Source organism: Paenibacillus sp. DS2015, assembly GCF_050433705.1.
Lineage (GTDB): Bacteria > Bacillota > Bacilli > Paenibacillales > Paenibacillaceae > Paenibacillus_AQ.
The window spans coordinates 1-13,138 of the sequence record NZ_JBNPWS010000009.1 but is presented as its reverse complement, the minus strand read 5'-3'; the positions used below and the strand labels follow the sequence as shown (position 1 = coordinate 13,138).

General features: G+C 42.5%; 14 protein-coding genes, 1 rRNA gene and 1 riboswitch. Of the genes, 2 read left to right on the top strand and 13 right to left on the bottom strand.

Annotated elements, in window-relative coordinates; translation table 11 throughout:
- Window positions 1–6 precede the first annotated feature (6 nt).
- The 12 genes from purL to J2T13_RS10155 all read right to left on the bottom strand — a co-directional run bounded on the left by purL (window position 7) and on the right by J2T13_RS10155 (window position 11,633).
- Window positions 7–2,256 carry a phosphoribosylformylglycinamidine synthase subunit PurL gene (purL, locus tag J2T13_RS10210; RefSeq protein ID WP_429370873.1) on the bottom strand — a complete coding sequence of 750 codons (2,250 nt, stop codon included), beginning with the start codon at window positions 2,254–2,256 and terminating at the stop codon, window positions 7–9.
- The gene (gene purQ / locus J2T13_RS10205) at window positions 2,231–2,923 is read right to left on the bottom strand and encodes a phosphoribosylformylglycinamidine synthase subunit PurQ (protein ID WP_429370871.1); all 693 of its coding nucleotides are present in this window, start codon (window positions 2,921–2,923) and stop codon (window positions 2,231–2,233) included. The genes purL and purQ overlap by 26 nt, the downstream gene beginning before the upstream one ends.
- A 4-nt stretch (window positions 2,924–2,927) precedes the next feature.
- Window positions 2,928–3,173: a phosphoribosylformylglycinamidine synthase subunit PurS gene (purS, locus tag J2T13_RS10200; protein WP_429370869.1), complete on the bottom strand. Its 246-nt coding sequence runs from the start codon at window positions 3,171–3,173 to the stop codon at window positions 2,928–2,930.
- 17 nt (window positions 3,174–3,190) lie between these two features.
- Window positions 3,191–4,096 carry a phosphoribosylaminoimidazolesuccinocarboxamide synthase gene (locus J2T13_RS10195; RefSeq protein WP_429370867.1) on the bottom strand — a complete coding sequence of 302 codons (906 nt, stop codon included), beginning with the start codon at window positions 4,094–4,096 and terminating at the stop codon, window positions 3,191–3,193.
- Between the two features lie 54 nt (window positions 4,097–4,150).
- Window positions 4,151–5,446, bottom strand: a complete 1,296-nt coding sequence (gene purB / locus J2T13_RS10190; RefSeq protein WP_429370865.1) for an adenylosuccinate lyase — start codon at window positions 5,444–5,446, stop codon at window positions 4,151–4,153.
- 9 nt (window positions 5,447–5,455) lie between these two features.
- On the bottom strand, window positions 5,456–6,646 hold the full coding sequence (purK, locus tag J2T13_RS10185; protein ID WP_429370863.1) for a 5-(carboxyamino)imidazole ribonucleotide synthase: 1,191 nt from the start codon (window positions 6,644–6,646) through the stop codon (window positions 5,456–5,458).
- Window positions 6,643–7,128 carry a 5-(carboxyamino)imidazole ribonucleotide mutase gene (purE, locus tag J2T13_RS10180; RefSeq protein ID WP_429370861.1) on the bottom strand — a complete coding sequence of 162 codons (486 nt, stop codon included), beginning with the start codon at window positions 7,126–7,128 and terminating at the stop codon, window positions 6,643–6,645. The genes purK and purE overlap by 4 nt, the downstream gene beginning before the upstream one ends.
- A gap of 194 nt (window positions 7,129–7,322) precedes the next feature.
- Window positions 7,323–7,424: riboswitch (purine riboswitch) on the bottom strand.
- Between the two features lie 176 nt (window positions 7,425–7,600).
- Window positions 7,601–8,035 (bottom strand): universal stress protein, encoded by a 435-nt coding sequence (locus J2T13_RS10175; protein WP_429370859.1) that lies wholly within the window; start codon window positions 8,033–8,035, stop codon window positions 7,601–7,603.
- Between the two features lie 37 nt (window positions 8,036–8,072).
- A complete protein-coding gene (locus J2T13_RS10170; RefSeq protein ID WP_429370857.1) occupies window positions 8,073–8,336 on the bottom strand; it encodes a DUF1294 domain-containing protein in 264 nt (87 codons plus the stop codon).
- Window positions 8,337–8,437: 101 nt separating this feature from the next.
- Window positions 8,438–10,567, bottom strand: a complete 2,130-nt coding sequence (locus J2T13_RS10165; RefSeq protein ID WP_429370855.1) for a DNA topoisomerase III — start codon at window positions 10,565–10,567, stop codon at window positions 8,438–8,440.
- A gap of 130 nt (window positions 10,568–10,697) precedes the next feature.
- On the bottom strand, window positions 10,698–10,835 hold the full coding sequence (locus J2T13_RS10160; protein WP_199924974.1) for a hypothetical protein: 138 nt from the start codon (window positions 10,833–10,835) through the stop codon (window positions 10,698–10,700).
- 63 nt (window positions 10,836–10,898) lie between these two features.
- Window positions 10,899–11,633 (bottom strand): acyl-[acyl-carrier-protein] thioesterase, encoded by a 735-nt coding sequence (locus tag J2T13_RS10155; protein WP_429370852.1) that lies wholly within the window; start codon window positions 11,631–11,633, stop codon window positions 10,899–10,901.
- Window positions 11,634–12,005: 372 nt separating this feature from the next.
- Here J2T13_RS10155 and J2T13_RS10150 point away from each other — a divergent pair, with 372 nt between their 5' ends.
- On the top strand, window positions 12,006–12,410 hold the full coding sequence (locus J2T13_RS10150) for a stalk domain-containing protein (RefSeq protein WP_429370850.1): 405 nt from the start codon (window positions 12,006–12,008) through the stop codon (window positions 12,408–12,410).
- Window positions 12,407–12,823 carry a hypothetical protein gene (locus tag J2T13_RS10145; RefSeq protein ID WP_429370848.1) on the top strand — a complete coding sequence of 139 codons (417 nt, stop codon included), beginning with the start codon at window positions 12,407–12,409 and terminating at the stop codon, window positions 12,821–12,823. The genes J2T13_RS10150 and J2T13_RS10145 overlap by 4 nt, the downstream gene beginning before the upstream one ends.
- Window positions 12,824–13,043: 220 nt before the next feature.
- On the opposite strand, the gene rrf is transcribed toward J2T13_RS10145, so the two are convergent.
- Window positions 13,044–13,138, bottom strand: a 5S ribosomal RNA gene (rrf, locus tag J2T13_RS10140); the annotation flags it as partial.

The following is a 13,138-nucleotide window of genomic DNA, read 5'->3' as shown; positions in this document are numbered from 1 at the left end:
CGGACGTTATTTCATGAGACATGGAATCGCATCCTTCCAAACCTGCTTCAAGGCCTCCACGGATTCATTGACTGCTGAAGTGCCCTTGTTAATATTGATCTCGAGCTTGCTTCCTGCTACTGTACCTAACTTAACTACCGGAACTCCAAAACCTTGAATAAAGCTTATCAATTGTTCTGCCTTTTCTTCTGTTGCAGATAGTAATATTCTAGATTGACTCTCACTGAACATGGCCACATCTGCACGAAGTTCTGTATCAACACTTACCTTAGCTCCAACCCCACCACTAATACATGACTCTGCAAGCGCTACTGCTAATCCACCTTCGGACAAATCATGTGCAGACTGAACGAGGCCACCTTGAATCGCGCCCAATACAGCAGATAATAGCTTCTTCTCTACATTCAGATCAAGTGCAGGTGGACGACCTTCAGCGACACCATGCAGAACCGTTTGGAATTCACTACCACCTAGTTCAGCCATCGTATCACCCAGTAGTACGATTATGTCTCCTTCTTGCTTAAAGTCCTGTGTCGTAATGTGATCAAGATCGTGTACTAGACCTACCATACCTATAACAGGTGTTGGATAGATAGCGCCACTCGCATTCTCATTGTAAAGACTTACGTTACCCCCAATAACCGGCGTATTCAGCTCACGGCAAGCTTCAGCTAATCCGTCCACCGCACGCTCCATTTGCCAGAAAATCTCCGGCTTATCAGGACTACCAAAGTTCAAGTTGTCTGTGATCGCTAGTGGCTCTGCTCCTGAACATACAATGTTGCGGGCTGCTTCACTCACGGCAATCTTACCGCCCACTTCTGGGTCCAAATATACGTATCTACCGTTACAGTCTGTTGTCATTGCTAGACCTTTACGTGTTCCACGAATCGTTACCACAGCTGCATCTGAACCTGGGCGGACGGCTGTACTTGTCCGAACCATGTAATCATATTGGTCATATACCCATGCTTTACTAGCTATACTTGGAGATGATAGCACCTGCTTAAGCGCGCCCTCAAGATCTGTCACTTCCTCATAGCGCAGCGTATCAATTTTATCGCTATCTTTATAATAATCAGGAACCGTTGAAGGCTTATCATATACTGGACACTCATCTACTAATGCCGTAACTGGCATATCCCCAACGACATCACCGTGGTGAATCAATTTCAAACGTCCATCATCAGTTACTTTACCTACTTTGGTACAAATAACACCCCAACGATCAAAAATTTCTTGTGCTTGTGCTTCATCACGCGGTTCAACGACGAACAGCATCCGTTCTTGTGATTCAGAGAGCATCATTTCATAAGGGGTCATACCTTCTTCACGCTGTGGTACCTGATCTAAGTACAACTCTAGACCATTACCCGCCTTACTAGCCATTTCTGCACTGGAACAAGTTAAGCCCGCAGCTCCCATATCTTGAATTCCGACTACTATCCCACTATCAATAAGCTCTAGACAAGATTCCATAACGAGCTTCTCCATGAATGGATCACCGACTTGTACAGCGGTCCGATTCGCTTCAGACTCTTCACTTAGTTCAATTGAAGCAAATGTTGCTCCATGGATCCCATCGCGCCCTGTTGGAGGACCCACGTAGAACACGGGATTACCTACACCCTTAGCTACGCCACGTTGAATTTTGTCATGATCGATAAGTCCCACACACATAGCGTTCACTAATGGATTCCCATCATAACTTTCATCGAATACCACTTCCCCACCAACCGTAGGAATACCGATACAGTTACCATAACCTGCGATACCTGATACAACATGCTCGAACAAATATTTCACACGGTCGCTCTCAAGCTTACCGAACCGCAAGGAATTCAGGACTGCTATCGGTCTAGCACCCATGGAGAAAATATCCCGAATGATTCCGCCTACCCCTGTCGCAGCACCTTGGAAAGGTTCTATCGCCGAAGGGTGATTATGACTTTCAATCTTGAATACAACGGCTTGATTATCACCAATATCAACAATACCAGCGCCTTCGCCCGGTCCCATGAGAACACGAGGTCCAGTTGTAGGGAACCGACGAAGCAAAGGCTTCGAATTCTTATATGCGCAGTGCTCTGACCACATAACGCTGAATACGCCTATTTCCGTATAGTTGGGTTTACGACCCATGAACCCACAAATCAGCTCGTATTCGCGATCCGACACACCCATTTGCTGATATATGTGTTGCTCCGCAATCTGGTCTACGGTCGGTTCTTTAACGGACATTTGCTGCTGCGTCATGTAAATCCCTCCAAGACTTCAATATAGATGTGAACATGCGTTTGCCATCTTCTGAACCTAACAATGAATCAACTGCCCGTTCTGGATGTGGCATCATTCCTATGACATTGCCACGCTCATTACATATACCTGCAATATCCTCCAGCGATCCGTTCGGATTATCGTTATAAGTAAATACAATTTGATTGTTTGCTTTGAGCTTCGCAAGCGTCTCTTCATCACAATAATAATTTCCTTCACCATGTGCGATTGGAATCGTAATATCCTCATCCTTACGATATTCACGCGTGAATGGCGTATCGTTGTTAACGACCTTCAACACCGTGTCATGACAACGGAATTTCATCGACATATTACGACGTAAGGCACCTGGTAGCAGACCCGCTTCCGTTAGAATCTGGAACCCATTACAAATCCCAAGAATGAATTTTCCTTGTTCAGCAGCCTTAGCCACTTCAGACATGACGGGAGCGAATCGAGAAATGGCTCCACAACGTAAATAGTCACCATAAGAGAAGCCGCCCGGAATAAGAATACAGTCATACGCTGAAAGATCAGTCGCCGTGTGCCATACATAATCAACGGACTCTCCTACTGTATCTTCAACCGCTTTATAGCAATCAATATCACAGTTAGAACCCGGAAACACAATAACAGCAAATTTCATGGGCTTAGCCCTCCAATTCGTAACGGTAATCCTCGACTACCGTATTCGCCAGAAGTTTCTCGCACATTGCTTTCAATCTTGTTTCTGCTTCAGCACGATCATCTGTATCTAAATTAAGCTCCATATATTTACCGATACGAAGACTTTCAACTTCTTGGAATCCAATAGAATGAAGTGCTCCTTGAACGGCTACTCCTTGTGGGTCAAGTACGCTCTTTTTGATGGTGACATAGACGGTTGCTTTAATCATTGTCTGTTCGTTCCTCCTCAGAATGGCGAATCATTGGTATTGGTATTAGCTAATCTATAATAAATATCTACATAACGCCGTGTCGTCTCTTCTACAACTTCTTGTGGAAGCGGATCAGGTACACTATTCTTATCCCATGAAGAAGACGCTAGGTAAGAACGTACGGGTTCTTTATCCATACTATCGATCTCAACATCGAGCTCATATTTCTCTTTAGCCCAAAAACGCGATGAGTCAGGTGTGAATATTTCATCTATTAGAATCACTCGGCCATCTAAAATACCGAACTCAAATTTACAATCTGCTAATATGATACCTCGTTCTGCGCAATAGGCTCGAGCAAAGCTATATAACTGCAAGCTCTTTTCCTGCAATTCCAACGCAAGCTCTTCTCCTACCGATTCCTTCATCACATCCAATGAAATATCTTCATCATGACCTACGTCATTCTTAGCTGCTGGTGTGAATATAGGTTGTTCGAAGGCTTGGTTCTTACGCATACCTGCTGGTAATCGAATCCCGTTTACTTCCCCGGTTTGCTGATACTGTCGCCAACCACCGCCTGTAATATAGCCACGCACAACACATTCGATATCAATGCGTTCTGCCTTACGGACTACCATAACTCGGTTCTTCAACAATGCCTTATCTTTGACAATATCCCCAAGTAGCTCAACATCTGTATGGACGACATGATTCTCCATCAGGTCTTGAGTCTGCTCGAACCAGTAAGCACTTAGACGATTCAAGACATTCCCCTTGTTAGGCACTGGTGGGTCAAGTACATAATCAAAAGCAGAAATACGATCTGTCACAACAATTAGAACGTGCTCTCCTAGATCATACAGCTCTCTAACCTTACCCTTGTAAAGCAGTGGCGCGTTGACAAGCTCCACGGCAGTAGCTATAGCCGTTGATGTCATGTCCATCCTCCTCGGTTCAGTAAATTTCTGATCAACAGCTAAATCAGTCAACCTTTATGTCAGACCCAATTTATTAAAAATGGTATCTACATGCTTCAAATGCCAACTTGGATTGAATGCATCCTCGATTTCAGCAGGGCTAAGCGCCTCCGTAATCTCAGCTGTCTCTTCCACAATGTCACGGAACTGACGTTGCTCTTCCCAAGCTTGCATCGCACGTGGTTGAACCGTATCATACGCTTGCTCACGGCTGAAGCCTTTATCAATTAACTTAGTCATGACACGTCCTGAGAAGGGAACTCCGAAGGTACGAGCCATATTACGCTTCATATTCTCTGGGAATACGGTTAAGTTCTTCACAATGTTACCGAAACGGTTCAACATGTAGTTCAGCAGCATTGTAGCATCTGGAAGAATAATGCGTTCTACAGAAGAATGTGAAATATCACGTTCATGCCACAATGCTACATCTTCATAAGCCGTTACCATATGACCACGAATGACACGGGATAGACCCGAAATGTTCTCACAACCGATTGGATTCCGTTTATGAGGCATAGCAGACGAACCTTTTTGACCCTTAGCAAATGCTTCTTCTACTTCACGTACTTCACTCTTCTGCAAAGCACGGATTTCAGTAGCGAACTTATCCAAGGATGAAGCAATCAAAGCTAACGTCGCCATATATTCAGCGTGGCGATCACGTTGCAACGTCTGCGTAGAGATCGGTGCTGCGGTTGTACCTAACTTCTTACATACAAATTCTTCTACAGAAGGATCGATATTTGCGTAAGTTCCAACTGCACCTGACATTTTACCGAACTGCACACCCTTAGCGGCATGATGGAAACGTTCCAAGTTACGCTTCATCTCTTCATACCACAGTGCCATCTTGAGTCCAAATGTCGTCGGTTCAGCATGTACACCATGCGTACGGCCCATCATAGGTGTATCTTTGTACTCCAGGGCTTTATTTTTAAGAATTTCAATAAAATTGGTAATATCCTTCTCTAATATCTGATTAGCTTGAAGAAGGACATAACCCAGGGCCGTATCAACTACATCTGTGGAAGTCAGGCCATAATGTACCCATTTACGCTCTTGTCCAAGACTCTCCGATACCGAACGAGTAAAGGCGATGACATCATGACGTGTTTCCTGTTCAATCTCATAGATACGTTCAATATCAAACTTGGCATTCTGACGAAGTAACACGGTATCTTCTTTAGGAATAACCCCTAATTCAGCCCAAGCTTCACAGGCGCACAATTCTACTTCTAACCATGAATTAAATTTATTTTCTTCGGTCCAAATGGCCCGCATTTCTGGTCTACTATAACGTTCGATCATCTTTATTCACTACCTCCAAATATTAGTATGTTCCACCCAATCCAGACCCTCTTGAACATCCTTACATAACAAGTTAATATGGCCCATTTTGCGGTTTGTCTTGCTCTCATTCTTTCCATATAAATGAAGCTTAGGAATCACGCCAAGCTCTATAGCCATCTCATCACGTTCTCCCGCTCTTTGAATGACTGCATCTAAATGCTGTCCCAGTACATTCACCATCACTACAGGAGTAAGCAACTCCGTATCCTGAAGCTCTAAATTGCAGATGGCACGTACATGCTGTTCGAACTGAGAGGTCTCACATGCCTCCATCGTGTAGTGTCCCGAGTTATGTGGACGAGGAGCTACTTCATTGACATACAGCTTACCCTCCGCCGTTACGAACATTTCGACGGCAAGAAGTCCAACCGCATCCATACTTGTCGCAAGTTTCTCTGCAAGTTGACGTGCTTCTCGTTGTATTTTCAAACTTAACCGTGCGGGAACGATAGATAGATGCAATATGTTGTTCACATGAATATTCTCTGATACCGGGAAAGTTTTCACTTCACCTTGCGGGCTACGCGCTGCAATTACAGATATTTCACTCTGAAAGGATACGAACTGCTCAAGTACTAATTCTCTTCCGGAAGCCGCTAATTCTGTAAAAGCTTCATCCAATTGTTCCGCATGACGGATCACGAATTGTCCCTTGCCATCATATCCGCCTGTAGCTGTCTTCAGAACACATGGTAGACCCAGTTCATCTACAGCTTCCTTCAAACTATCCAGACCTTCAATAACACGATAAGGAGCGACTGGCACGCCCGCTTTCTCTATAGCTTGCTTCTCACGAACTCTATGCTGTGTTGTATATAGTAATTGACTTCCTTGTGGAACATATGACTCCTTCTCTAATAGAGAAGCTACTCCTGCATCCACATTCTCGAACTCATATGTGATTACGTCCGCTGCCATAGCTAATTCTCTTGCAGCTTCTATATTGTTATAAGCAGCAACAATCTGATGAGCCGTATGACTGCTAGGTGCTTCTGGTGTCGGGTCTAGGGTCACGAATCGATACCCCATCGCCGTTCCAGCTAACGCCATCATACGACCCAACTGCCCACCACCCAGAATACCAATGGTATCCCCAGGTAGGATCGTTCTATTGCCTACTACAGGTTTGCCTCCAAGATCTCTACCTGTATTTTTCATAGAGAATCACTACTCTCTAGCACTTCATCACGGATGGCATCTCGCCTTGCTTGCACTCTTGCCTGTACTTCAGGATTAAAGGCACCGATGATTTGAGCAGCAAGTAGACCGGCATTAGTTGCTCCCGCATTACCAATCGCCACAGTAGCTACAGGTATCCCACCTGGCATCTGGACAATAGATAGTAATGAATCTAATCCGTTTAGTGCTTTCGATTGAACTGGAACACCAATTACGGGCAATAGGGTCTTAGCAGCCACCATTCCAGGTAAATGAGCAGCCCCTCCTGCGCCGGCAATGATAACCTTAATTCCACGTCCAGCAGCTTCTTCTGCAAAAGTGAACATAAGATCAGGTGTACGATGAGCCGATACGACTTTTTTCTCATAAGGGATCTGGAGAACATCTAGCATTTCACAAGCATGCTTCATTGTCTCCCAATCTGATTTACTTCCCATAATGACAGCAACCTCTGGTAACATGCCTCAACCCACTCTCTTGTGAATCACTACTTATCATTAAACTCAAAAAACTCAAAAAATCCGAAAGCCCAAGAAAATACTTCTATTTTCAGGACACCGGACTAGGAAGGAATACACTGAGATTTGTCATCAATTGATAAAAAATGACAAATCTAAGACGTAGAACATCAGAGCTTTATTCCCAAAGCATCGTGGTTCCATCAGTATTCCCTCGTAGTCCGAAAATTTACGGTATTCGGGTAGAAACGTCCGGGCCGTATTCCCGGCATTATACGAGATCTATTTACAGACACTTTGTATTACAGCTGATTCACTCTATACTTACAGTTTAACAATCTCATTCACTCTATGTCAACTCAAACCCGAACATTTATATAATATCTAAAAATAACGTTCGCTTTTAGCGAGAAATAAAATAAATATAGCCAGCTCATCCTGAAATGACAGGTGCACTGGCTATAAATGTACTTTTTTATTTAACGACTAATACAGGTATTCTAGCATTTTGAACGACGTTATGACTAACACTACCAAGTACGAATTCTCGAATACCACCAAGACCCCGGCTCCCAATAATAATAATATCGGAATTGTTCTTTTTGGCATATTCTAGAATGGTTTGCGAAGGGGAACCTTGTACCAATTGTGCATTCCCTTTTACACCAGCTTCGGCAAGACGTTCCTTGACTTCTTCCACTGTCTGCTCAGCAAGATCATAATAATCCTTATTCACTGAAGCTGGAATTGGGGCCAGTCCTTCACCAATAAAGATTCGAGGAAAATCAAAAGCATGAATAACCGTTAACGTTGCATTTGGAACGGCTTGTGCAAATTCGATTGCACGATCAAAGGCCTTATTTGAAGCTTTGGAACCATCATAAGCTAATAAAATATTGGAAAATAACATATGCTTCGCCTCTTTCATCTAGCTAATTATCTTGATTCTACATCATGAAATATCCGTACAACACAGCATTCACAAAGAGTAGAGCAGGTATTCCAAATCTAAAGCTAAGATGCCTTGTCTTGTGCCGCTTACGGTACATTGCAATCAGTACACCCAATGAACCGCCCATGGCAGCTAATAGAAACAATGTTTTCTCGGGAACTCGGTCACGCCTTCTTTGAGCACGCTTCTTATCTTCAGACATGACTAGATATCCCACCATGTTGATAAAAATAAACCATATCCACAGTGCAGTTCTCATCCGCTGAATGTCCACTCCCTTATTTCATTCTTTATGTTACACTTCCATTATAGAACTATCGATGATAGGACACAATAATACCCAGCTCATCGATCTTTGAATCACCCCTTATTCTTCTGCTCCATTGCAGCCTTCAGTAGTTCACCTAGATTAGAACCCACTGTCTCCTGTTGTGTAAATTTCTCGACTAATTTGCGCTCTTCACGTTTATTAATATGTTTATTATCTTTATTAACCGTCTCCGTAATTCCACATGAAAGACATTGGACATATAGACCCGCCTTACCATCCTTCATCTCCATTTTTTTATGGCACTGTGGACAACGTCGATTGGATAGCTTTTTATCATCAGAACGACGATACTCGCAATCTTGATTCGGACAAATTAACATCGTACCCCGTTTACTCTTTTTCTCCAATAAACGTGTATTACACTCAGGGCAATGACTGTTCGATACATTATGAGGCTTATATTCGGCTGAGCTCCCTTTAACTCCTGATACTAATTCTTTAGACATACTCCGTATTCCCTGCAAGAATGGCTCCGGACTTCCTTGACCCTTTGCAATTTTCTCAAGCTCTGCTTCCCATTTAGCCGTCAACTCTGGTGTACGTAGCTGTGGTGATACTAGCTCAATCAATTGCTTGCCCTTGCCTGTGGGGTGTAGTGCATTCCCTTGTCGTTCGATGGTATCGGATGAAACTAATTTCTCAATAATGTCAGCACGAGTTGCTGGCGTCCCTAATCCATGCTTCTCCATTTGTGAGAGTAACGAAGCTTCGTTATATCTCTTCGGAGGAAGCGTACGTCCAGAGCGAACGTTAGTCCGTTGTATTGTTATAGCATCCCCTTCGCGTAACTCTGGGAGCACAGTACGATTCTCGTGATGATCCGCAACCTCTTCATCTACTTCATCACCCATCTCACCACCATATACCTCACGCCAACCGATAACTTTTACCGTCGTACCTTTAGCGTAGAAAGATTCCTTCTCCACCTTAACAGTTACCGCAACATCATCATAACGGGCTGGTGGATAAAATAAGCTGATAAAGCGACGCACGATGAGGTCATACAATTTACGTTCCTCAGCACTTAGTTTATTCAGTAGTAACGTCTCTTCCGTTGGAATAATGGCATGGTGATCACTTACTTTACTATCATCTACGATTCGTTTAGTGATAGGTAGCTGCTTACGTAGAAGGGGTCTAGCCAATGTCGCATACGGTCCTACGGCTACGCTCTCTAATCGTTCTTTTAACGTATCCGTCATGTCTGAAGTTAAATAACGGCTATCTGTTCTCGGATAAGTAACTACTTTATGTTGTTCATATAAACGTTGAAGTACATTAGAAGTCTGCTTCGCTGAGAAGCCATATTTTTTGTTAGCATCTCGTTGTAGTTCTGTTAAATCATACGCAAGTGGATGCGGCTCCACCTTTTCCGACTTCTTCACCTTAAGAATAGAGCCAGCTTTCCCTTGGACTTGCTTCTGAAGTGCCTCAGCCTGCTTCCGATCAAACATCCGAGCATCACCATTCGCACCTCTCCACGTTGCCGTGAAATTTCCGCAATCAACCGATAACGTATCGTATTCCTCTGATCTGAAATTGATAATTTCCTTCTCTCGATCCATAATCATTCCTAGTGAAGGTGTCTGTACTCGTCCAGCAGACAGTGGAGCCCCAAACTTACAAGTCAGTGCCCGTGTAATATTCAGACCAATCATCCAATCGGCTTCGGCGCGACAACGAGCTGCATGGTATAAACGATCAAACTCATGTCCAGGTCGTAAGGATGCGAAACCTTCCTTAATGGCTTTATCCGTCTGTGAAGAAATCCATAGCCTTTGGAACGGCTTATTCCACTTCGCCATGGTAATAATCCAGCGGGCTAATAACTCTCCTTCCCTTGCCGCATCAGTAGCAACGATTAGAGAAGTTACATCTTGACGTCGAAGCTGCTGTTGAACCACCTTGAATTGTTGACTCGTCTCCCGGAGTACCTTGAGCTTCATTGACTCTGGAAGAATAGGTAAATCCTCTAAATTCCATGTACTAAATTTATGATCATAATCCTCAGGTTCCGCAAGACCGACGAGATGTCCTAGTGCCCAAGTAACTACATATTTAGGTCCTTCAAAATACCCCTTATGCTTCTCTCTACTGCCCATTACCCTTGCAATTTCTCTTGCAACGGAAGGCTTTTCTGCTAATATTAAAGATTTCATGACTCGCTCCTTTCTTGTAGGTCTAGTATATCACTGAATACATCCCATCCAAAAAGTAAATAGCCCAATACTTTAAAGTATTGGGCTCTGAATATGAATCTATAAGCTATTACCACCACGACAATCGAGCTTAGGAATTCTGCTTAGGAATATTGTTTAAGCTTGGTGGATATTTTGCAGCCTTTTCCGGGTGTAATGTTATCGCTTCTTCTTTAATACTTGATTTATTCTGCTGGTTGTTAATTTTCAATGGTTTATGAAATGGCATGATATCACCCCTCCCATTAACATACCCAATCGTTTAATGAGCTATGCGGATTACATTACTATATCATCCTACATGTAAACATGCTTCAAAGTAACGTGTACCTTCCAACGATTGTCCTCTGAAATAAATATATCCATTCAAAAGATCAGAACGAAGTACTTCAATATGCTCTCCGCTCTTCACTTCATGAACATAGGTAATATGGAAACCCAATATAGCTATTGTATCCAGCTCAGGTGGTGTCAATGCATCCATACATAAGTCAGCATAACGAGAGTTATTTAAATGTCTATTACTGTCTATGCCACTGTAACGTACCGTTATTGAATAAGATGTATATAGTTCGACTTCATCCGATATATTCATTTTATCCGGCACAGGTCCAACGGAATCATCATGGTTAGAGTTTATATTAAATGGATATGCGGATGGTCTCAGCACCTTACGCTTATGAATATCCACTAGAGCCCACAACGTACATGCCTTAGCGATTTCTAGATCATTCTCATCATATATCCTAAAATCCCTTAACCATAACGGCCCCTTCGTACCTTTATTCCATGTCCTAATTTGTATAGTTTCATTAAATCTAGGCATCCGTTCGCATACTAAGTCAATCGTTGTCAGCATCCAACCAAGATGATGAGCGAGCATTTGGTCTCTTGTTCCCCCCATATGCTCCACATCACCATCAGCAGCACGCTGCATCAAACTCAGCAAATTAGATAATCGACAATTGGCGTTATAATCAATTTCATTAGAATAAATGAGGTGTTCTTCTGTCCATGTATTTCCCATGTGTCTATTTCTCTCCTGTTTCTTTAGTAATCAATACTCATCAATCTATTGTTCATTGTACCCCATCCAATACAAGGTTAGCCCACTACATGTGTAAAAATACTAACACTTTCATAAGAACTTTAACTTCCATTGAGTATATTAATTAATAATACTGCAATCAACAAGTGTCCAACCTAATGAGCAGTTTGTGATTGGACTCTGCGACATCCATATCTTTCCCAAGTATAAGGATATGTGTTAATATATGACTTGTAATTATATGAAACTATGGGAAACAGAACCTTTTAGTTAGTGTAATAAATACATATTTATTTCTAGGAGGCTATTTATGAAAGTAACAAAAACAGTATTTGTTGTATCTGTATTAGCTTGCAGTTTAGTTCTTGGATCTATTATCGCTGGAGCAGCGAACGGAATCCAGAAAATCCAAGCACAGCACTTAACCACAATATTACATTTAAGGTAGACGGGATAAAGTGGACCCCCAAAGATTCAAATGGGGATAAATTGTCCGCCTTAGTCTATGATGGCTCTACATACGTACCTCTTCGGGTAGTCTCTGAAGCATTAGGAGCCGAAGTGAGTTGGAATAATAGCTCTCAACAGATAACGCGATCAATAGTGCAGACAGTAACGTTGGCATCCCTTACAAAGATAGTTCTAGCTCTACTAATAATGGATCAAGTAACAGTGATGGTAGTAGTGCTAGCGGTAGTGCTGGAAGTAGCAGTACGGGTAGCACAATACTCACATTACCTTCCAACATTACTTTGAGTCAGATAGAAAAAGAAGTAAAACCATACATGGTTCAGATACTAAACCTTCTTGGAAGTGCCCTTGAAAGTGGTAACATGACCGATGTTAACAAATTTATTGATAAATATGTTACTGAATCCACGGCAGAGAACGCATTTCAGGGGAGACAAGTAACGAAAGACAACCTCAAAAATTTTCTCACGAATAAGATAAGTTTTGAATTTAGTGGAACTAAAAAGGAATATATTTCTATATTGAAAAAGGCAGACGCTAATGATATATCAGGTATTGATCCTTATAAATCTGATTCTACTATTAATTTCGACTCAACTTTTTATCCCCAAGAAGGCTTTAATCTATATGCAGTTCGTTTCATATTTAGTAAACTTAGTAGCGGAGTATATTCATTAGACGCCATCTACGTTCTATAGAGCCTATAATCTATTACAAAGACTGTTACATCAGTAGCAGTCTTTTCTTTATGTATAGCAATAGGATTTCTGCTAATCAACCCGTCTTATGTACCCACAACGCATACTTACGAATGCTCTATGGTCACAGGAATCTAACTAAATATTGCCTACCTTTATTACATCTGCCTCTATAAACAGCAAAAGAACACTACCGTATATAGGTAATGTTCTTTTTATTGCTTGGCGACGTCCTACTCTCCCAGGACCCTGCGGTCCAAGTACCATCGGCGCTGGAGGGCTTAACGGTCGTGTTCGGGATGGGTACGTGTGGAA